This is a genomic window from Arthrobacter parietis, assembly GCF_039530425.1.
Lineage (GTDB): Bacteria > Actinomycetota > Actinomycetes > Actinomycetales > Micrococcaceae > Arthrobacter_D > Arthrobacter_D parietis.
In genome coordinates, this window is the sequence record NZ_BAAAON010000001.1 from 820,759 (window position 1) to 840,570 (window position 19,812).

Annotated in this window: 20 protein-coding genes; 12 read left to right on the forward strand and 8 right to left on the reverse strand. The window is 63.4% G+C overall.

All coding sequences use genetic code 11. The features are described 5' to 3' along the window. Nucleotides 1–9: 9 nt before the first annotated feature. Entirely contained in the window at nucleotides 10–735 is a 726-nt protein-coding gene (locus tag ABFX19_RS03840) for an MBL fold metallo-hydrolase (protein WP_346027539.1), read from the forward strand. A gap of 110 nt (nucleotides 736–845) precedes the next feature. Then, nucleotides 846–1,496, forward strand: coding sequence for an alpha-ketoglutarate-dependent dioxygenase AlkB family protein (locus tag ABFX19_RS03845; RefSeq protein ID WP_346027540.1), 651 nt, complete (start codon nucleotides 846–848; stop codon nucleotides 1,494–1,496). Nucleotides 1,497–1,694: 198 nt separating this feature from the next. Here the strand turns inward: ABFX19_RS03845 and ABFX19_RS03850 are convergent, their stop codons facing one another. The 4 genes from ABFX19_RS03850 to ABFX19_RS03865 all read right to left on the reverse strand — a co-directional run bounded on the left by ABFX19_RS03850 (nucleotide 1,695) and on the right by ABFX19_RS03865 (nucleotide 5,575). Continuing rightward, nucleotides 1,695–2,225, reverse strand: a complete 531-nt coding sequence (locus ABFX19_RS03850; RefSeq protein ID WP_346027541.1) for a mycothiol transferase — start codon at nucleotides 2,223–2,225, stop codon at nucleotides 1,695–1,697. 130 nt (nucleotides 2,226–2,355) lie between these two features. Beyond that, nucleotides 2,356–3,231 (reverse strand): sugar phosphate isomerase/epimerase family protein, encoded by an 876-nt coding sequence (locus ABFX19_RS03855; RefSeq protein WP_346027542.1) that lies wholly within the window; start codon nucleotides 3,229–3,231, stop codon nucleotides 2,356–2,358. Beyond that, the gene (locus tag ABFX19_RS03860) at nucleotides 3,228–4,442 is read right to left on the reverse strand and encodes a dihydrodipicolinate synthase family protein (protein ID WP_346027543.1); all 1,215 of its coding nucleotides are present in this window, start codon (nucleotides 4,440–4,442) and stop codon (nucleotides 3,228–3,230) included. Before ABFX19_RS03860 ends, ABFX19_RS03855 begins: the two co-directional genes overlap by 4 nt. Next, the gene (locus tag ABFX19_RS03865) at nucleotides 4,439–5,575 is read right to left on the reverse strand and encodes a Gfo/Idh/MocA family protein (protein WP_346028036.1); all 1,137 of its coding nucleotides are present in this window, start codon (nucleotides 5,573–5,575) and stop codon (nucleotides 4,439–4,441) included. The genes ABFX19_RS03860 and ABFX19_RS03865 overlap by 4 nt, the downstream gene beginning before the upstream one ends. 190 nt (nucleotides 5,576–5,765) lie before the next feature. Here ABFX19_RS03865 and ABFX19_RS03870 point away from each other — a divergent pair, with 190 nt between their 5' ends. From ABFX19_RS03870 to ABFX19_RS03880, 3 genes are all read left to right on the forward strand, one after another. Then, nucleotides 5,766–6,767, forward strand: a complete 1,002-nt coding sequence (locus tag ABFX19_RS03870; RefSeq protein WP_346027544.1) for a LacI family DNA-binding transcriptional regulator — start codon at nucleotides 5,766–5,768, stop codon at nucleotides 6,765–6,767. Between the two features lie 9 nt (nucleotides 6,768–6,776). Next, complete coding sequence (locus tag ABFX19_RS03875; protein ID WP_346027545.1) at nucleotides 6,777–7,898, forward strand: glycerate kinase; 1,122 nt, start codon at nucleotides 6,777–6,779, stop codon at nucleotides 7,896–7,898. Between the two features lie 104 nt (nucleotides 7,899–8,002). Further along, the gene (locus ABFX19_RS03880) at nucleotides 8,003–8,467 is read left to right on the forward strand and encodes a MarR family winged helix-turn-helix transcriptional regulator (RefSeq protein WP_346027546.1); all 465 of its coding nucleotides are present in this window, start codon (nucleotides 8,003–8,005) and stop codon (nucleotides 8,465–8,467) included. Between the two features lie 14 nt (nucleotides 8,468–8,481). Here the strand turns inward: ABFX19_RS03880 and ABFX19_RS03885 are convergent, their stop codons facing one another. Further along, the gene (locus tag ABFX19_RS03885) at nucleotides 8,482–9,171 is read right to left on the reverse strand and encodes a FadR/GntR family transcriptional regulator (RefSeq protein WP_346027547.1); all 690 of its coding nucleotides are present in this window, start codon (nucleotides 9,169–9,171) and stop codon (nucleotides 8,482–8,484) included. A gap of 76 nt (nucleotides 9,172–9,247) precedes the next feature. On the opposite strand from ABFX19_RS03885, the gene ABFX19_RS03890 reads away from it, so the two are divergent. From ABFX19_RS03890 to ABFX19_RS03900, 3 genes are all read left to right on the forward strand, one after another. Beyond that, entirely contained in the window at nucleotides 9,248–10,474 is a 1,227-nt protein-coding gene (locus ABFX19_RS03890; RefSeq protein ID WP_346027548.1) for an alpha-hydroxy acid oxidase, read from the forward strand. 147 nt (nucleotides 10,475–10,621) lie between these two features. After that, entirely contained in the window at nucleotides 10,622–10,930 is a 309-nt protein-coding gene (locus tag ABFX19_RS03895; protein ID WP_346027549.1) for a hypothetical protein, read from the forward strand. A gap of 268 nt (nucleotides 10,931–11,198) precedes the next feature. Further along, a complete protein-coding gene (locus ABFX19_RS03900) occupies nucleotides 11,199–13,376 on the forward strand; it encodes an FG-GAP-like repeat-containing protein (protein ID WP_346027550.1) in 2,178 nt (725 codons plus the stop codon). Nucleotides 13,377–13,447: 71 nt separating this feature from the next. On the opposite strand, the gene ABFX19_RS03905 is transcribed toward ABFX19_RS03900, so the two are convergent. Continuing rightward, on the reverse strand, nucleotides 13,448–13,717 hold the full coding sequence (locus ABFX19_RS03905) for a CDGSH iron-sulfur domain-containing protein (protein ID WP_346027551.1): 270 nt from the start codon (nucleotides 13,715–13,717) through the stop codon (nucleotides 13,448–13,450). Nucleotides 13,718–13,916: 199 nt separating this feature from the next. Here ABFX19_RS03905 and ABFX19_RS03910 point away from each other — a divergent pair, with 199 nt between their 5' ends. From ABFX19_RS03910 to ABFX19_RS03920, 3 genes are read left to right on the forward strand one after another with little or no spacing between them, the layout of a single operon-like run. Next, nucleotides 13,917–14,681: a hypothetical protein gene (locus ABFX19_RS03910; protein ID WP_277358921.1), complete on the forward strand. Its 765-nt coding sequence runs from the start codon at nucleotides 13,917–13,919 to the stop codon at nucleotides 14,679–14,681. Continuing rightward, entirely contained in the window at nucleotides 14,681–15,136 is a 456-nt protein-coding gene (locus ABFX19_RS03915) for a phage holin family protein (protein WP_277358920.1), read from the forward strand. The genes ABFX19_RS03910 and ABFX19_RS03915 overlap by 1 nt, the downstream gene beginning before the upstream one ends. After that, nucleotides 15,133–15,753: a DUF3618 domain-containing protein gene (locus tag ABFX19_RS03920; protein WP_277358919.1), complete on the forward strand. Its 621-nt coding sequence runs from the start codon at nucleotides 15,133–15,135 to the stop codon at nucleotides 15,751–15,753. The genes ABFX19_RS03915 and ABFX19_RS03920 overlap by 4 nt, the downstream gene beginning before the upstream one ends. A gap of 65 nt (nucleotides 15,754–15,818) precedes the next feature. On the opposite strand, the gene ABFX19_RS03925 is transcribed toward ABFX19_RS03920, so the two are convergent. Beyond that, entirely contained in the window at nucleotides 15,819–16,277 is a 459-nt protein-coding gene (locus ABFX19_RS03925; RefSeq protein WP_346027552.1) for a MarR family winged helix-turn-helix transcriptional regulator, read from the reverse strand. Between the two features lie 1,060 nt (nucleotides 16,278–17,337). Here ABFX19_RS03925 and ABFX19_RS03930 point away from each other — a divergent pair. After that, nucleotides 17,338–18,429 (forward strand): site-specific integrase, encoded by a 1,092-nt coding sequence (locus ABFX19_RS03930; RefSeq protein WP_346027553.1) that lies wholly within the window; start codon nucleotides 17,338–17,340, stop codon nucleotides 18,427–18,429. 411 nt (nucleotides 18,430–18,840) lie between these two features. On the opposite strand, the gene ABFX19_RS03935 is transcribed toward ABFX19_RS03930, so the two are convergent. After that, nucleotides 18,841–19,812 carry a hypothetical protein gene (locus ABFX19_RS03935; protein WP_346027554.1) on the reverse strand — a complete coding sequence of 324 codons (972 nt, stop codon included), beginning with the start codon at nucleotides 19,810–19,812 and terminating at the stop codon, nucleotides 18,841–18,843.

Sequence of the window (19,812 nt, forward strand, 5' to 3'; positions counted from 1 at the left end):
CCCGGACCGATGAGCCTGGACGGCACCAACTCCTACGTTCTTTCGGCGCCGGATTCGCGAGGGGTGGTCGTGGTCGATCCAGGTCCGCTGGACGAGGCCCACCTTGCCGCGCTGCAGTCCTGCGGGCCGGTGGAGCTGGTGCTCATCACCCACCATCACCGGGATCACACGGAGGCCAGCGCCCGGTTTCATGAGCTGACCGGGGCGCCGGTTCGCGCCTTCGATTCTGCCTACTGTCACGGCGGAAACTCACTGGCTGACGGCGAGGTTCTTTCCGCTGCCGGGGTGCGGATCAGCGTCCTCGCGACTCCCGGGCACACCGCGGATTCGGGGTGCTTCCACCTGCCCGACGACGGCCCCAACGGCTCCGTCCTCACGGGAGACACTATCCTCGGCCGCGGTACCACCGTGCTGAGCTACCCCGACGGCACGCTTGGTGACTACCTCCGGTCCCTGGACGTGCTTGAGTCTTTGGGCGCTCCCGCCGTCCTGCCGGCGCACGGACCGACGCTCCCGAACCTCGGAGACGTTGTCCGCGCGTACCGGATGCATCGTTTGGAGCGGCTTGATCAGGTGCGCGCTGCGCTCCTGACCCTTGGCCTCTCAGTTGGGAGTGCCGACGTCGGCTCCGTCACCGACCGGGTGTACGCCGAGGTTGACCCTTCGGTGCGCCGCGCAGCGGAGCATTCGGTTGCTGCGCAGCTGCACTATCTGCGTGAGGAGCTTTCCTTCTGACCTGGCGGAACGACGAGCCTCTCTGTTGGGCATGACTTCTCGTCCTGGCGTGCCGGTGGAAGCGAGCGTATCCCCCGCCGCTCGGACACTCAATGGACCAGAATGTTCCCATGGCCACTCTCTTGCCGCGTGATCCCGCCGTCGTCGCTCCCGGTGCCGTGCACGTCCCGGACTGGGTGAGCCTGGACCGACAGCGGGAGCTCGTGACGGCATGCCGCGACTGGGCTGCAGGGCCGGTACCGATGCGGCATACGCGCATGCCCAACGGATCCCGGATGTCGGTTCAGACGGTCTGCCTTGGCTGGCACTGGGTTCCTTACCGGTACACCAAAACAGCCGACGACGTCGGCGGCGGCCCTGTTGCTCCGTTTCCTTCCTGGTTGGCTGGGTTGGGGCGGGACGCCGTCGAAGCGGCGTACGGTTCCCGCGATGATGCCTACAACCCCGACGCCGCCCTGATCAACTTCTACGATTCCGCGGCGAAAATGGGCATGCACCAGGACAAGGAGGAGAAGTCCCTTAATCCTGTGGTCTCACTGAGCATCGGGGACAGCTGTGTCTTCCGGTTCGGTAACACCGAGAACCGGAACAAGCCGTGGACCGACGTGCGGCTGGAGTCGGGTGACCTGTTTGTGTTTGGCGGCGAGTCGCGGCTGGCGTACCACGGCGTGATGAAGACGTTTCCGGGAACGGCCGACCCGATACTGGGTCTCGACGGCCGGCTGAACATCACGCTGCGGGTGACGGGTCTGGCCCCGTGACACTGCTGGTTCCATGACGCTGCTCGCGACGTTGCTGCTGGTTACCCCCACCGGCTGAGCTGACCGGAGCTGAACGCAAAAGTGCCGGGGAACTGCAGAAACGTGGGGACGACCCTACGTTTCTGCACCTTCCCGGCACTTTTGCACCGGTTGAGCGGCTGAGCGGCTGAAGGACTGGAGCGGCTGGAGAAACTAGTCCTAACCAGCCCGGGCGAGTAAGCCGCGAAGGTAGGCAGCCTGTCCCGCGTGCTGCAGGCAGTCCTCGATGACGCTGACCAGCCGCACTCGAAGGGTGACCGGTGGGTCCCACGAAGTGTCGATGATGCGGTCGAGATCCGTCTCGCTCAATCCCTCGACGAACTTCATGCTGCGAACGTGTACCGCCCGGTGGTACTCGACGAGCAGCTCCGCGGAGTCAACACGGACCTTGTCCACGTCATCGGACGTGTGCCCGTAGCCGGTGTCCTCCCGCGGCAGGTTGAGACCGAACTTCTCCGCCCAGCCGTCGGCGAGCCACAATTCGTCGCGATCAGCGGCGTCGGCCAGGTGGTTGTCCTGCACCCGGGTGAGGTGCCAGATCAGCCAGGCGACGCTGTTCCCGGGCGAGCCCGAACTGTCGCCAAGCGTTGGCCGGTAGGCCAGTTGTCCGGCGTCGAGCCCGTCCACCGCCCGGGACACCGCGTCAGGGATTCGCCCGAAGGCCTCAACCAGCACGTCGCTTCCACTCATACGCCCAGCCTAGTGACACACAGAAGCGCCGGAAAGGTGCAGGAACGTGGTGACGACACCACGATCCTGCACGTTACCGGCGCTTTTGCCCCATTGAGGCCGACAACCCGCCCCAGCGAGGCCGTTCAGCCTAGAGGTAGGGCTCCACCAGGGACTCGTACCGGGCCTTCACCGTCGCCAGCACTGAAGCGGCCGGCGCATCCCAGATCTCCCGGTTGAAGATCTCCACCTCAACAGGCCCTGCATACCCGGTCGCGGCAACCCAGCGGGTGATCGTCTCGAAGTCGATGTAGCCGTCCCCCATGTACCCGCGGGAAAGCAGCGCATCAGCTGCGATGGGCAGGTTCCAGTCGCACACCTGGTACGACGCAAGACGTCCCTCGGCCCCGGCACGCTGGATCGAGGACTCGAGCGCCGGATCCCACCACACATGGAAAGTATCCACGACCACGCCGACAGTCTCCGCCGGGAACGGGGCTGCCAGATCCAGCGCCTGGCCTAACGTCGAGAGCACCGCGCGGTCCGCCGCATACATCGGGTGCAGCGGCTCGAGAACCAGGCGGACGTCATGCTCCTGCGCCACCGGAACCAGCTCGGCGATGCGGTCGGCAACCCGCCGGCGTGCGGCGGCCACGTCCTTGGCGCCGGGCGCCGAAGGGTCGACGGCAGTGCCGCCGGCGAGCGAACCGGCAGCGGGCAGTCCACCCACCACCATGATCAGCTCACGGGTGCCCAGCGTTGCCGCTTCGACGATCGCCTGCGTGTTGTCGGCAAGGGCAGCTGCCTGGCCCGCTTCATCCGCGGCGGTCAGGAACCCGCCGCGGCACAGGCTTGAGACGGACAGTCCGGCTTCGGAAACGAGCCGCGCGGCCTTGTCCACCCCGGCTTCCGCCACGCGGTCCCGCCACAGCCCGATGTGCGTCAGCCCGGCGTCGGCGGACAACGCAACCGCCTCCGCCAGGGTGATGTTCTTCGTGGTCGCCGTGTTCAGCGAGAGGCGGCTCATGCGCCCACCCCATAGCTCGCGAGCAGCCACTCGAAGCGGTGCGCGGCGACGTCCGGATCAGCGAGCAGCCCGGCCTTGTCGGCAAGGCGAAAGGTTTCGGCTAGATGGAGCGCTGAGCGCCCGGAGTGCAGGCCGCCGACCATCTGGAATCCGGGCTGATGCCCATTGACCCAAGACAGGAAGGCGACACCGGTCTTGTAGTAGAACGTCGGCGAACTGAAGATCTGCTTGCCGAGTTCCCGGGTCGAGTCCAGGATTGCGCGCCCACGGTCCGCATCGCCGTCGTCGTACGCCTGCAGGGCTGCCGACGCGGCAGGGTAGATCGCCGCGAAGATGCCCAGCAGCGCATCCGAGTAATGCGTGCCGTCGCCGTGGATGAGCTCGGGGTAGTTGAAGTCGTCGCCCGTGTAGAGCCGCACGCTCGCCGGAAGGGCCGCGCGCAGGGCGGTCTCGTGGGCGGCATCGAGCAGGGACACCTTGACGCCGTCCACCTTCTCGGGCTGCGCGCGGATGAGGTCCAGGAAGATCTCGGTCGCAGCGGAAACGTCGTTGCTGCCCCAGTAGCCGTCCAGCGCCGGATCGAACATGGTGCCGAGCCAGTGCAGGATGACCGGCTCATCGGCCTCGGCCAGCAGGATCCCGTAAACGTACTGGTAATCCGCCGGGCTCTGCGCCACAGCGGCGAGCGCACGCGAGGCCATGAGGATGACCTTCGCGCCGGCGTCGGACACCACCTTGATCTGCTCGCGGTAGGCCTCGACGACGGCGTTCAGCCCGGCCCGCCCCGACGGCAGGTCCGCGATGGACAGCTGATCGGTGCCGGCACCGCAGGCAAGCAGGTCCCGGACGGTCTTGCCGCGCGTAGCGTCCGCATTCGAACCGACGACGGCGGCAGCCTCCGCACCGGAGCGGCGGATCAGTTCCTGCGTGGCCGCCCAGTCGAGGCCCATGCCCCGCTGCGCGGTGTCCATGGCGTCGGCGACGCCGAGCCCGTAGGACCAGAGTTCCCGACGGTAGGCGAGCGTGGTGTCCCAGTCGAGGACCGCGGGCGCACCGGGAGTGTTGTCGGCGGTGACCTCAGGAATAACGTGTGCAGCCGCGTACGCGTGCCGGGCGGTGAGCGGCGCCGCTGGCTTGGCCCATTCCCGAGCGGGTGCGAGTTCGTAGCGCTCCAGCGAACCGGCCGCAGTGGGGAGGTAGAGCGAGGTCATAGCGTGATCTCCGGGATGTCGAGAGTACGGCGCTCAGCGGAGGACTGCAGGCCGAGCTCGGCGAGCTGGACGCCGCGGGCTGCGGACAGCAAACCGAAGCGGTGCTCGCGGCCGGCGGAGACGTCGCGGAGGAACTCTTCCCACTGCAGCTTGAAGCCGTTATCCAGCTCGGCGTTCGCGGGTACTTCCTGCCACTGGTCGCGGAAGGACTCCGTGACGGGAAGATCCGGGTTCCACACCGGCTTGGGGGTGTGGGCCCGCTGCTGGGCAACGCACTTGTTGAGCCCGGCAACCGCTGAACCGTGGGTTCCGTCGATCTGGAACTCAACCAGTTCGTCCCGGTAGACGCGGACCGCCCAGGAGGAGTTGATCTGCGCCAGCACAGGCTCCCCCGCAGGTGTCTCCAGTTCGAAGATTCCGTACGCGGCGTCGTCGGCGGTTGCCTTGTATTCCTTGCCCTGCTCATCCCAGCGGGCGGGGATGTGGGTGACGGTGTTGGCGTTGACGGTCTTGACCTTGCCGATGATGCCCTCGAGCACGTAGTTCCAGTGGCAGAACATGTCAGTGGTCATGCCGCCGCCGTCTTCCTTGCGGTAGTTCCACGAGGGGCGCTGGGCCGCCTGGTGGTCACCCTCGAAGACCCAGTAGCCGAACTCGCCGCGCAGGGACAGGATACGGCCGAAGAAGCCTTCATCCACCAGGCGGCGCAGCTTCACCAGGCCGGGCAGGTACAGCTTGTCGTGGACAACGCCGGCGGTAACCCCGGCTTCCTGGGCGATCTGCGCCAGCTCTACGGCCTCGGCGAGGGTCTCGGCCGTGGGCTTCTCGGTGTAGATGTGCTTGCCGGCAGCCATGGCCTTCTTGAGCGTTGCGGCCCGCAGCGAGGTCATGGAGGCATCGAAAACGACGTCGACGGTGGGGTCCGCAATGATCCCGTCCAGGTCCGTGGTCCAGTGCTCAACCTTGTGCTGCTGGGCCAGGTCGCGGATCTTCGCTTCGTTGCGTCCTACGAGGATGGGCTCAACCTGCACCTTTGACCCGTCCGCAAGGGTGACGCCACCCTGCTCGCGGATGGGCAGGATCGAGCGCAGCAGGTGCTGCCGGTACCCCATCCGGCCGGTGATGCCATTCATCGCGATGCGGATGGTCTTGGTCTCAGTCACGTTTACTCCCGAAGAGGAAAGAATGTTGGTGGAAAGCGCTTTCCAATATAGGGTAGTGATCGAGACCACGTCAACCCCTCCCCGCTGAGTGAGCTTCCGACCGCACCGAAGGTCGCTTGCCGCACACCCAGCGGGAGCATGTACTACGCGAAGGAGCCCGGTGGCCGCTGTAACCCTGTCCGGTGTGGCCAGCCATGCCGGAGTTTCCCTGGCCACGGCATCCCGCGTGCTGAACGGCTCCTCCCGCCGCCCTGCCGAGGAGATCGCCGTGCGGGTCCGCGCCGCCGCTCTCGAACTCGGGTACGTGCCCAACGCGCAGGCCCAGGCCCTCGCCCGCTCCTCCACGGGCCTAGTTGGACTCGTTGTGCACGACATCTCGGACCCCTACTTCTCCTCCATTGCCCGCGGCGTCCAGCACGCGGCGCGGAACTATCGGCGCCAGGTGCTGCTGGCCAGCACCGATCCTTCGGAAAGCGCGGAGCACGACGCCGTCGCCGCCTTCGCCTCCCATCGCACCGACGCCATCATCCTGGCCGGCTCCCGCCGGGCACAGGCAGATCCCGAGCTTGAGCACGAGCTGGCCCGGTACCAGCAGAACGGCGGGCGCGTCGTGACCATCGGCGGCTCCCCCGGCTCCGGACTGACCGTACCGGTGGGCAATGCCGACGGCGCGGCGGACCTCGTAGCTTCACTCGTCTCGCTCGGAGTCACGCGGTTCGCCATCCTGGCCGGGCCCACCGAACTGAATACCGCACGGGACCGCGTCTCCGGCTTCACCCGCGCACTGAAGGCAGCGGGGCTGGAGCCTGCCGCCGTCGTCGTCAGTGGGTTCGACCGTGAGGGCGGCTTCGACGCCGCGCAACGCTGCTGGGACGAGCTCAAGGGGGAACGCGGCGTTTGCCTGCTGGCGGTGAATGACGTGATGGCAATCGGCGCGATCGCCGGCCTGCGCGCCCTGGGCGTTTCGGTCCCCGCGGATGCCCTGGTGACCGGCTTCGATGACATCCCTACCCTGCGCGACTACTTCCCCGCGTTGACCACCGTGCACCTACCTCTCGAGCAGCTGGGTGAAGAGGCGGCGAACCTTGCACTGGATCCTGACAAGGCGCCTCCGGCACCGATCCCCGGAGAAGTCATCATCCGCGAATCCGCAGGAGCTTAGCCCGGCGCCATGAGAATCCTGATAGCACCGGACAAATTCAAGGGCACGCTGACCGGAGCCGAAGCCGCCGAAGCGATGGCCGCCGGCGTCCGCCGCGTACTGCCGGATGCGCACCTCACCCTGCAGCCCATCGCGGACGGCGGTGAGGGAACCCTCGAGGCCGTCCTCGCTGCCGGAGGCGACAGGCGGCAGACCAGGGTCCGCGGACCGCTGACCGACTGGGTGGACGCCCCCTGGGCGCTCACCGGTTTTACGGCCGTCATCGAGACGGCCCGTGCAAGTGGGCTCGAGTTCATCACGCCTAGCGGAGCCACGGCCGGTTCGGCCCACTGCTACGGCAGCGGTGAGCTGCTGGCTGCTGCTCTCGATGCCGGCGCCACGGAGATTGTGCTGGGCGTGGGCGGGTCGGCGATGACCGACGGCGGCTCGGGCGCCCTGCGTGCCCTGGGCGCCAAGATCCTTGACGACGACGGCGGGGAACTTCCCCTGGGCGGGCTGGCTCTGGCACGCGCGGCGGCCCTGGACCTCTCCGGCCTGGATCCCCGTCTTCACCGTGTCCGGCTGCGGATCGCCGTCGACGTACAGAATCCGCTCTTCGGCCCCGACGGTGCTGCGCACGTGTTCGGCGGGCAAAAAGGTGCCGACGCCGGCCTCCGCACGGAGCTCGACGCCGCACTGACCCGATGGGCACAACTTCTGGAAAACACCACGGGGGTGGACGTTCAGCAGCCCGGCGCAGGAGCCGCCGGTGGGTTCCCTGCCGCCTTCCTGGCCTGCACAAAAGCCTCGCTGGAGCCTGGCTTTGAGCTGGTTGCCGGCCTCACCGGGCTGGACGGAAAGCTCGCTCACGCTGATGTGGTGCTCACCGGTGAAGGTTCACTCGACGCGCAATCGCAATTCGGAAAGGCTCCGCTCGGGTTGGCGGACCGCGCACGGGATCTCGGCCTGCCGGTACTTGCAGTTGCCGGGCGCATCACGCTGTCCGACGCCGATCTGGCAGCCCACGGAGTAGTGCAGGCTCGTAGTTTGGCGGACGCCGCTCCTTCAATTGCGGCCGCCATGGACGGTGCAGCAGGGTACGCGGCTGACGCTTCCGAAGCTGTCCTGAGGGCACTCCTCTCAAATTCCTGAGGCTTGACAGCTACCTTTCCCGCCCTGCACGGTTGATTCCACAGCAATCATAAGTAAGCTGATGATTAGATGGATAAATGAATCGACAGGGAAGGTGACAGCGCATGCCCGATCTTTCAGCCTGGTCGACAGGCCGGCTTCTCACGACAGCAGCGCGGCTCGTTGAGCAATCGTGGAACCAACGCCTGGCTGAACTGGACGTCACCCACGCCGGGTTCACTGCCCTGGCCGTACTGGCAGGTTACGGGCCGCTCCGGCAGGCGCAGCTCGCCGAACTGGTGCATGTGCAGGCTCAGACAATTGGAAAGACCCTCAATCGGCTTGAGGCCAAGGGGCATATTGAACGTACCCGCGGGGATGACGATCGCCGCAGCCAGACAGTCCGCATCACCGAAAAAGGTCTCGCGACGCTGGAGAAGGGCCGCAACATCGAGCGCACGCTGGTATCGGATGAGGCACTGTTGTCTCCCGAGCTACGCTCGCACCTGCAAGCCGCAATCGAGGAACTGGCGGAACCGCAGCGTCAGGTCCGCGGGCGGAGTGGACTCCACGCAGTGGAAGATCAGTAGCGGAAGACCAGCGATCAGGACCCGGAGAACCCGGCCTCTTTATAGAAGCCCTCGATATGGTTCGCCACCATCTCCGCAGCGAGTGCGCCGTCGTCGTTCCTGATTGCATTGTGGATGTCGCGATGCTCGGCGCGGAGGCGGGCAGAGGTCGCCGCCCAATCAGGCAGGGTGCGCGTGAGGCGGAGCGTGTAGCCCTCAATGGATTCCCTGAGCGAAGACATCATGGCGCCAATCAGCACGTTGCCGGCCGCGTCAGCCAGAGCAACGTGAAAAAGCGCATCAAGACGCAGGAATTCGTTCTCGTCCGGAGCTGAAGACTCCATCGCCTCGAGGAGCGCCGCGGCATTCTCCATTGCGGGCGCTGCGGGCCTGGCATGGGCTGCCGCCCAGGTTTCCAGAAGCAGGCGCGTCTGGACGATGTCCTCGATCGGCAGGTGCGAGGTCGCCATGTGCAGGCGAAGTGCTGCGCCCAGTGCGGCACCGGGATTGGCAGTGATCACCGTGCCGGCACCCGGCCCGGATCCGACGCCGGCCCGGACAATCCCCATTGCCTCCAGCACCCGTATCCCCTCGCGGGCCGACGCCCTCGAGATACCCAACTGTTCCGCCACCATGCGCTCACCGGGCAGCCGGTCCCCAACGGCAAGGCGCCCGGCCGCAAGCTGTTCCTCAAGCCATGACTGAACAAGCTGGTGGGTGCGCATCAAATAAGGCTACCTTGCGTGGTCAGACCACATCGAGCTAGTGTGGTCGGACCACACGCCGACCCGAAGGTTTCCCATGTCCTACACGCCCGAAGCGCTGAAGCGCCGGATCCCCAAAGTTGCTGACCTGGCCCCTCTGATGCAGTTCAAGAAGCCGGAGTTCAGCCAAAGTGCCCGGTTGGGGCGTGCAAACACGATCGGCGATCTTCGCACCATCGCCAAGCGTCGCACTCCCACTGCTCCCTTCGATTACACCGACGGCGCGGCGGAAGCGGAGATCACCCTGCGGCGGGCGCGCGAAGCTTTCCTTGACCTCGAGTTCCGCCCCGGGATCCTGCGGAACGTCGAGAAGGTCGACACTTCAGTTTCGGTCCTGGGCAAGGAGTCTGCCCTGCCGTTCGGCATCGCACCCACCGGCTTCACCCGCATGATGCAGTCGGAGGGAGAATACGCAGGCTCCCAGGCAGCCGAAGCCGCCGGAATCCCCTACACCCTTTCCACCATGGGAACTGCATCCATCGAGGACGTAGCGCGGGCAGCGCCGTCGGGGCGCAACTGGTTCCAGCTGTACCTCTGGACGGATCGCGAGCGCTCCATGGAGCTCATCGAACGTGCAGCAGCGGTGCGCAATGACACGCTGATGGTCACCGTTGATACTGCGGTGGCCGGCGCTCGCCTGCGTGATGTGCGCAATGGCATGACCATCCCGCCGGCACTCACCGTAAAGACGGTCATCGACGCGTCCTATCGGCCGGCCTGGTGGTTCAATTTCCTGACACACGAGCCACTCGCGTTCGCCTCACTCAACCGCTACTCGGGCACCGTCGCTGACCTGATCAACTCCATGTTCGATCCCACTTTGACCTTTGATGACCTCGACTGGCTGCGTGAGGTGTGGAAGGGCAACCTCGTGGTCAAGGGCATTCAAACGCTCGACGACGCCAAGAAGGTGGTGGACCACGGTGCGGACGGGATTGTGCTCTCCAATCACGGCGGCCGACAGCTGGACCGCGCCCCTATCCCCCTGCGGCTGCTTCCGGACGTCGCCGCCGAACTGAAAGGCAAGACGTCCATCATGCTCGATACCGGCATCATGAGCGGCGGCGACATCGTTGCCGCCCTCGCCCTTGGTGCGGACTTCACCCTGATCGGCAGGGCATACCTGTATGGGCTCATGGCCGGAGGACGGGCAGGCGTAGACCGCACCATCACTATCCTGGCAAAGGAAATCACGCGCACCATGCAGCTGCTCGGGGTAACACGAGTAGAGGATCTAACACCGGATCATGTTCGGTTCCTTTAACAGTTTTTGTCGCCTAGATGCCGCCTAAATCTCCTTGGAAGGGCAACTAGGCGACAAATACTTTCCCGGGGCTTACTATCATGAGAGGAACTCGCGGGGCGCGGGATCCGCGAGACCTGGGGGTCACATAAAATGAAGCGACGGCGGGTGCATTATCCGTTGAAATACAGGCGTGCCCGTACGGTGATTTACGCCGTCGTGCTCTTCTGGCTGTGGACGTGGCTTGGCAGCGCGGCGTTCATCGCCAGCCTGTTCAACTCCCCCATCCACGCCATCATCGCCATGTACGCGCTCTTCACTTTCATCCTGCTCTCTCTTCCCGTTTTCCTGCTGGCTCTTGCCCAGATGGCCTTGAACCGCCCGGTTGTTCCGGCGGAGGCCGCAGTCGTTGTCCGGCTCGACCCGCGCGGAACGGGCCACTCGGAGCTTACGCACACTGCCCGCACCGCTTCCTGATTTCATTTGCTTTTTGCCTAATAATTAGGCTAGGCAATTATGAATTGCCTAGCATTTTTCGCTCACTATTCCTCTTGCGGTTATCCTGCGGGAAAACTGAGCTTCCTTGGACAATCCTTTGCGAATTCCCGGCGATTTACCGGAGATAGCTAAACCTATACTTGGTGCGGGGCTTTTAGGGCTGATGGTCTCGAAACAGCCCGGGCGCCGTCGTAGGGGGACACGGCGGCGCCAGCCCCACCCCACACTCGTACCACCAAGGACTTCCATGCTTTCACTTCAGCGTTCTACAGCTGCGCTCACCGGCGTTTTGCTCCTGGCCGCAAGCCTTTCGGCCGGGGTACATCCGGCGTCGGCACAATCTGTTCAGCCCTCGCCGATTGCAACACAGGAGCCGGCTGTAACCTCACCTGCCGCAACCCAGGAACCGGTGCAGAGCCCGGTACCCCAGGATGTTTCACCCGCCGAATCCACGACCGGCGAGGTGGTGCCCGTTGAGGCGGTGCCGGCTGAGGTCGCGACTGTGGAGGAAGCGCCGGCCGAGGCCGCGGACATTCATGAGCTCTTCCCGGACGGGTTCCCGGCCCATCCCGACCACACTTTCGAGGGCCCGTTAGCAAAGGATGGTCGCTCGTTCACTTCCACGACTGAAGGGGCCGCCATGTCACCCCTCGGTGCGGGCGGAACGCTCTCGCGCGCAGGTGACATCAAGGTGCGGTTGGTGACAGTCGACCTGGCAGACAGCACCGCGACAGTTCCGCGCGCCACGGCTGAGAACTCGATCGCGGTCTCGAGCACCTACTGGAGGAGCATGTCGAACGGCCGGCTCTCCATGTCGGTCGCCTCACGGGTGTGGGACCATAAATCGGCCGCCAAGTCCACCGATTCCTATGACCAGATCATGAATAAGGTGACATCGGAGCTTCGCTGGTCCTACAGCCCATACACGGCGCTGGTGGTCTTCATTCCAACGCCGTTGAAGGAGGGCTACCTCGGTTACGGCTGGAGCAGCAACGGAACCAGTGGTCGCATTCTGATGCCGCAGGTCAGCAACTTCACCACGAACGTCGTCACGCACGAGTTTGGGCACGTACTTGGCCTCATGCACTCCGACTCGCTGCAGTGCACGAGCGGCCAACCGGACACTGCAAGCTTCAGCTCGGGGTGCTCGATCCGGAGCTACGGCGACACGTCCGATCTCATGGGCATCTCCCGTTGGTTCGAAACTCCCGCTATCAGCTCAAGCTTCTGGGACTACGGTGGATTCGGACGCGGGGACGAAATCCGAAACACCGGCGTGGCCTCCGGGAGCAAGACCTACACCCTTTACCCCTGGGCCGGTTCGGCCTCCAACCGGGCCGTCAAGTTCACGGATCCGAGGAGTGGCGAAACCTATTACCTCGAACTGCGTACCCCGGTCGGTTTTGACGCAGGAACCGCCACCCTGGGCAACCGTGGCGTCAAGATTGTTCAGAGCGGCGGGCTCACCGAAGCTTCGTCGCTGCTCCTGATGCCCTCAAGCAAGCCGTACTCGGGTTACTACGCAGAGAACACCGCGTGGCAAGCCGGCAGCACCTTCATGACGCACGCCGGAACCGCTGTGCGTATCAATTCCGTCTCCAACACTTCGGCTTCGGTCACCATCGACACCAACCCCTACCCTGCAGCCACCATCCCCTCCGCTACCTCGGGTGGCCGCACGGACATGAACCGGGACGGCAATCCGGACATCGTTGCACGCGACTCCGCTGGCCGGCTCTGGATGTACCCGAGCACCGCCAGCGGCACTTTCGGACGGAAGATGCAGATCGGCTCCGGCTGGAACATCATGAACATGATCCTCCTGCCGGGCGACTTCAGCGGTGACGGCATCCCCGATGTTCTGGCACGCGACAAAGGGGGCCTGCTCTGGCTCTACGCAGGCACTGGGACCGGCGGAGTCAAGGCGGGAGTGCAGGTTGGAAGCGGCTGGAGCGGCATGACTGCTCTGGTCACACCGGGGGACTTCAGCGGTGACGGATTCCCCGACTTGCTCGCCCGTTCCGGCGACGGCGGGCTTCATCTCTACCCCGGAAACGGCAGGGGCGGATGGGGCAGCAAGGCGAAGGTAGGTCACGGCTGGAGCGGCATGACGGCACTCCTGAGCACCGGTGACTTCGATGGTGACGGTAAGTCAGACCTCTTCGCCCGCGACTCAAGTGGTGCTCTGTACCTGTACCCGGGAAACGGCAGAGGCGGGTTCCTTCCGAAATCGCAGCCCGGCTCAGGTTGGAACGGCATGACGGCGTTCGCTGGGCCCGGACCATGGGGTTCGGATTCCAACGCTGACCTGCTTTCCCGCAACGGCAATGGCGACCTGTTCCTTTACAGCGGAAGCGGATCCGGATCCTTCACCGGCGGTCAGAAGATCGGTCAGGGCTGGAACGGAATGTACATCGCGGAGTAAGCAGACCGCATCACGGTGAAACGCCGCCGGTGTCGCTTTGACAGCGATACCGGCGGCTTTTGCGTTGAGCCCTACTGCCGGCCATCCGGAAGGTCAGCCGGGTCCGGCAAATCCGGCTCCGTGCGGAAGTTGATGAGCTTATGTGTCCCGTCGCAATACGGCTTGATTGTCGAGGCTCCGCAGCGGCACAGCGCCACAGTCTTACGACGACGAGGCACCGGTTCGCCCGTGGGAGTGACGATGGGCACCTCTCCCCTTACGAGCAGAGGCCCGTCGGGGCAGGCAACAATGCTGACGTCGTCGTTCCGTGATGATCCCGGTGATGCGGATGATCCAGTCATGAGTCTCCCTGGTTGCGCTTGTAGCCCTGGCCGACTCCCGCTGAGAATACTAAGCTGGCTGTCCACGCAGGTCCCAGCGAGCTTGGCGGTTTGAACGGGAGTTTTCGTTGCGGTCTTGTGATCATATGCTAAGCATGCTTATTGTGTAGATGCGATGGCTTACCTTCCAGAAGTCCTCCACATCAATAAAGGAGTCATTATGAGCACACAGAACTGGTCAGAAGACCCGCTGGTTACTTCAACGCCGGGCGCGCAGAACACCTCGTCCTCCGGACAGTCCACTAAGTCTGCTGCAAAGGATGAAGCCAAGGATGTAGGGCGGCAGGGCGCAGACGCAGCCAAGGGCGTCGCACAGACCGCGGGGTCAGAAGCGAAGAACGTGGCACACGAGGCCGGCGCCCAGGCCAGGAACCTTGTCGGCGAGCTTGGCTCCGACCTGAAGAGCCAGGCCGGAACCCAGCAGCAGCGCGTCACCGACGGTCTGCGCTCCCTCAGCGATGAGCTGAATTCCATGGCGCAGAACTCCGAGAGCGGCACCGCCCAGCATCTCGTTCAGCAGGCAGCCCAGCGAACCGGGAGCGCTGCTTCATGGCTTGAGGGACGTGATCCGGGATCACTGCTTGACGAAGTTACCGGCTTTGCCCGCCGTCGGCCCGGTGCGTTCCTGATGGTCGCAGCCGGAGCAGGCCTCCTCGCGGGACGCCTCGCACGCGGCCTTCAGGGGGGATCCGATTCGAGCGGATCACCCTCGACCGGCAGCCCCGCCGGATCGGCAACAGGCGGCCAGCACGTCGCTACCTACCCGCCGGTGCCTGACGAATACGGAACCGACCAGCCGGCGTATGGCGCCGGCATCGACACACCGCCGGTGGCCCCGCCAACCACCACGCCTACAGTCACACCAACCACTCCGCTTAGCCAGCCCGGAGTAACCGGCACTGAATCAGGGAGGGACTTCCGCTAATGACCGAGCCACACCTGCACGGATCACATGCGGCGCAACCGCCGCCGCCGAGCCCGGACAATGACCAGGGTTCGAATGCCTCTTTGGGGCAGTTGCTCAGTGAGGTCACCAGTGACCTGTCGACGCTGATGCGCCAGGAACTCGAGCTCGCGAAAGCTGAACTGCGTGAGTCAGGAACGCGCGCGGGCAAGGGCGCTGGGATGTTCGGCGGCGCCGCAGTCGCTGGGCACTTTGTGCTTCTTTTTCTTTCCCTCGCTCTGATGTGGGGCCTCGCCGAGTGGATCGAGAGCCTTGGGTGGGCCTCGGTGATTGTTGCCGTGATCTGGGGCATCATCGCTGCAGTCCTCGCCTTGAAGGGGAAGAAGGAAATGAAGTCGATCAAGGGCATGCCGCAGACCGCTGAGACAGCCAAGGAAATTCCGCCTACGTTGAAACCAGGAGAGCACACGCCATGAACCAGACACCTGATGAAATCCGTGCGGACATCGAACGCACCCGCCGCGAACTGGGCACTGATGTTGACGCCGTCGCGGACAAGGTAAGTCCGTCGAACATTGCCCACCGGCAGACCGACAAGGTCAAGAGCGCGCTTGGCAACGTCAAGAACAGCGTGATGGGCTCAGCCCATGATGCCTCGCACTCTGCCAAGGGCAGTGCGCACGGCGCTTCACAGTCAATGAAAGACTCGGCACACCATGCAGGTGACGCACTTCATGACGCACCGCAGCGCGTCACCTCGAAGGCGCAGGGAAACCCTCTCGCCGCGGGCTTGATCGCCTTCGGAGCCGGCCTCCTTGCCTCCTCGCTCATCCCGGCGAGCCAGAAGGAAAAGGAAGCCGCCCAGGCTGTAAAGGAAAAGGCACAGCCTCTCGTCTCCGAAGTGACAGACGCCGCCAAGCAGGTAGCCGAAGACATGAAGGAGCCGGCACAGCAGGCCATGGACTCGGTCAAGCAGACCGCCACGGACTCAGCCAATACAGTCAAGGAAGAAGGCACGAGCGCTGCCTCGGACGTCAAGGACCGGGCTCAGGATGCCAAGTCCAACGTTCAGAGCAGCTCGAACACGCCGTAACTCCTGAAGAACAAACCGCTGGCGCTGTACGGATTCCGTACAGCGCCAGCGGTTTGTCGCCTAGTTCAGCTGTTTTGGCCTGCCTGCTCCACGCCGTTCGAAGGGAAACGGGCGGGAAGCAGATCCTCGATAACCTTCATCAACAGCCGGCGCAGTTCAGGAGACGCACGCTGCAGGTCGAGCGCGAATTCCCGCTCGTGACGCTCCGCCTCGGAGAGCAGCGATCTGCCAGGCTCGGTAAGGCTGACGACGAAGGTTCGGCGATCGCTTTCACTGCTGTGGCGGTAGACCAAACCCTGCTGCCCGAGGCGTGCCAGTGTTCGCCCGACAGTCTGCGCGGTGACATGAAGATGGTCAGCCAGCTCAACCTGAGACAGCGGGCCGTGAGCCTCGACGGTGCGCAGCGTGATGAAGGCGGCATGCGTAATTCCGAGCGCGTGAAGACGCTCGTTCCAGGCATTTTCGGTCAGGCGGGCAGCGGTGGTGAGCATTCGTTCCGTCGTCCAAAGGTCCGTGTCCGGCATCTCCGCCTCTTCTCATCTGGATCCGGATTAAGGGATTCGTAATCAGTGGACCCGTGGATGACTTTTTCCTGCCAGGCCGGTGCTGAATACACACTATCGCGGCGGGGACAGTGGAGCTTAGGGGAATCGAACCCCTGACCTTTTCATTGCGAACGAATGCCCACGACTTCTGCCGAGCCGCTTCGAAAACTGCCTCTGACCAGCATTTATGGCCTCCTACTATGCATCTTGTCAGCAGGAAGTCCACGGATGTTCACGGTCGTTCCACGAAGCTTAATGGGGTTATTGGTAGGCAAATTGGTAGCACGCTGCGCCGAGGATACCACTCTGTGTGCGAGCCGCTGACTCGCATTCGCCGTCGTAGCAGTAGGCGCATAGAGGGCTGGTATGAACCTCGTACTTGCCACTCGCCCACTCCCCCTGCCGGTTCCCGGCGAGCACCTCACTCGAGTGGAAGCAGCTCTTTATCTCGGCAGAAGCATCGGCACTCTCGAGAATTGGGCTGCCTCCAAAATTGGGCCCCCTTTTGTGTACGCGATGAATGGGATCGTACTTTATCCCGGTTGCGACCTGGTTACCTACATGCAGGACTGCGTGGTCTACACCGAGCAAGACAACCAGATGAGTCCGAATGTGACACCTGCCGGCGCAGTCTTGGCATAGAGGGAGTCATGCAACTCAGAGAACAGCACGACCCAAAGGCAACTCCGGCAGAAATCTTTCTCTCCAGGAAGGAAGCCGCCAACTTCCTAGGCCGCTCCCCTGGCACGCTCGCGAACTGGGCACGGCTGCGGGTTGGTCCGCCGTATTACCGACCTGAAGGCGGAAATGCGCGGTATTACAGACCGGACCTAGCCGCTTTCCAGACTGCGATGCGCGCGGTGCGGGAGGCTTCCTGATGAGCAGGCCCGCGCGAACACCAGGTTCTGCATCAACTATCCGACCCGCCAAGAGGCAGTCAGACGGCCGCTATCGTGCACTTGCTCACTACACTCGCCTTGATGGAACGGTCGTAAAGAGAGCTAGGTACGGTAGCTCGGCTCGAAAAGCGGAAGAAGAATTGCAGAAGCACCTCCGTGAACTGCATGATGAAGACCTTCGACAATTCAGCTGTGATCAGCTGGCTGCGGCCGAAGCGGCAGACCCGCCATTCCGCACCATTATTGAGAGGTACCTGGATCACCTGAGGGTTTCGGATCGGAGGCCAAGCACAAAGTATGAATATGAGCGGCAATGCAGGAAGGACCTCATCCCAGCGCTGGGATCGATCCCATCATCAGAGATCGGTGTCAGGGCCTGCGCGGAGTACCTTCACGGCCTCATCGCTGATGGACGCAACTACAGAAAGGCGGAATCGCTTCGAGCACTTCTCTCAGCTGTGTGTCAGCATGGAGCTGGCCTTGGTCTAATGGCCAAGAACCCTGTTCGTGACGTCGCCAAGCTTCCCTCAAGACCCAGTAGTGGCGGCCGAGAAGTCAAAATTGTGGAAACTGAACACGTTCCTGATCTGCTCGCCGCCACTCGCGTTTACTTCGAGAATCCGCCGTTGCGACCAGGCCCGAGGGTGAACAAGGACTTGCCAGACGGCATGGAGATACTGTGCGGCACAGGTATCCGCATTTCGGAGCTGCTCGGGCTGCGATACGTGGACATGCAGATCGATGAAGGCGCGCCAAACTACTTCATTACGCTCACCGGAAGCGTGCGGTGGGTGAAGGGGTGCGGAACTCTCCGACGCCCGTACACCAAGAACGGGACGACTGGATTCCTCATCCCTATTGGGGAAGAGCTAGCCGCCCTCCTGCGGCGACGTCGCGAGGCGGAGATCGCACGGAACCCCTACGGAGCAGTCTTTCCCTCGCGTTCCGGTGGCTGGGTAGACCCGGGAAACTGGCGTTCTAGGTGGCGCAAGGCTCGGAAGGATATGGGGGTGATGTTCGATCTTCCAGATGATCTCGATCTCGAAACTATCACGCCTCACACCTTCCGTCGGACGGTCGCCACATTCGTTGAAGGAAGATCTAGGCTTGAAGAAGCTCAGAAGTTGCTGGACCATAGCTCCATGCGTCAGACGAAGGTGTATGTCCGCCCGTCCAAAGTCGCACCGGATCACTCTGCGATCTTGCGGGAACTTGCCTATGGCACTAAGTAGAATAGCGGACGACTCCTTGTGCTCGTCGAAGGAAAACCTATCTCCCCGCATTCAAAGCTTGATTTGGTGGTCGTTGCCCTGCCTTTTCGTCGCCTTTGCGAATTGGGCCGTTGTCTATCGGACGCGGGCGCTGGGCGCAATCCCATTCAGCGCGCCACCGTCAACCATCACCGCACCGGCCCAGCACCAGTGACAGATGAGTCGGGACATGGTCACAGTCCTGGTGGGCCGAGCATGGTGCATGTCAAAGCAGAAAGTCAGCGTCCTTGCCGTGCGCCAGTGCCTTTTAGTCACCGCCGCGGCGTTGGCAAGCGACGCGCCGAACGACAGCCTCTGCGGGACGGATTGCCTCACCCAATTAACGCCGACGAGCCGGACTATAGCTCGCCCTGGGCTGGGGCAGCAGCCAAGTCATAGGGCCATGTCGTCCTCATCTTCCTCGGCTTCGCCATTCTCCTGTGTAGGGCCGAGTACCTGATCGGGCTTGTTCATCAGCATCGTGATGTCGGCGAACATATCCGTAAGATCGAACAGACGGTCATGCAAGCGCATCCATCGTCGGTATGCCATCGCATTGGCATGATCACTCGTAAGAGTAGAGGCCGGGATGTCAGTCCCCGGCGGAAGGTCAGCGAATGGGGCATAGAGTTCCAACAGCATCGTCTTGTTTACGTGGTATACCCGGTCCACGAGGGGGTCGGTGCTCAGGTGCCACAGAATGTTCGGCTGGAACTCATTGACCCCGAATGCAATCTGAAGGTCGGGCCGACGTCGCCTGTAGAAGTAAGACTCATGCAGGTACGTGCCGACCCTCTCTTTGCGGAGGGTCCACTTGGTGGATATGAGGAGCCTGAAGTCTCGGGGCCCGAAGAGCACTAAATCGGGACGCGAATGGTATCCCTCCGGAGCGAGCTCGAAGCCTTGGAGACTGCGTAGCGGCGGCGTGCGAGATGGGCTGACACCGCATAGTTTTCCGATCAGCACCTGAAGCGCCGTTTCGAAAGCAGCACCGGTGATGTTCGGGTCTCGTTTCTTCTCAGGAGGCCTGAAGCCTTGATTCGCTCTCTCTACGATATAGGCCTTGCCGATGTGGTCGACGAGCTCAAAGGGGTTGCAGGTCTCGCCTGGCACAAGGTGCTTAGCCAGGTAATCCGCCGCCCGAGCGGCGAGCCTCCGCCCGGGCTTCGTCTTGAGTTTGTCGGATTCAATGATATGGAGGTACTCAGTCCCATCGACGGTCTGCGACCACATCGTGATGGCGTAGACATAGCTCCACGCGTTCTCTGCTGTCAGCTCGCCCAGCACCGATGGCAAGGTGTTGTCCACAAGATCGGTGACAGCCGAGAGATACCAGTCCTTCGGAAGTACGAAATTTCGTGCCAT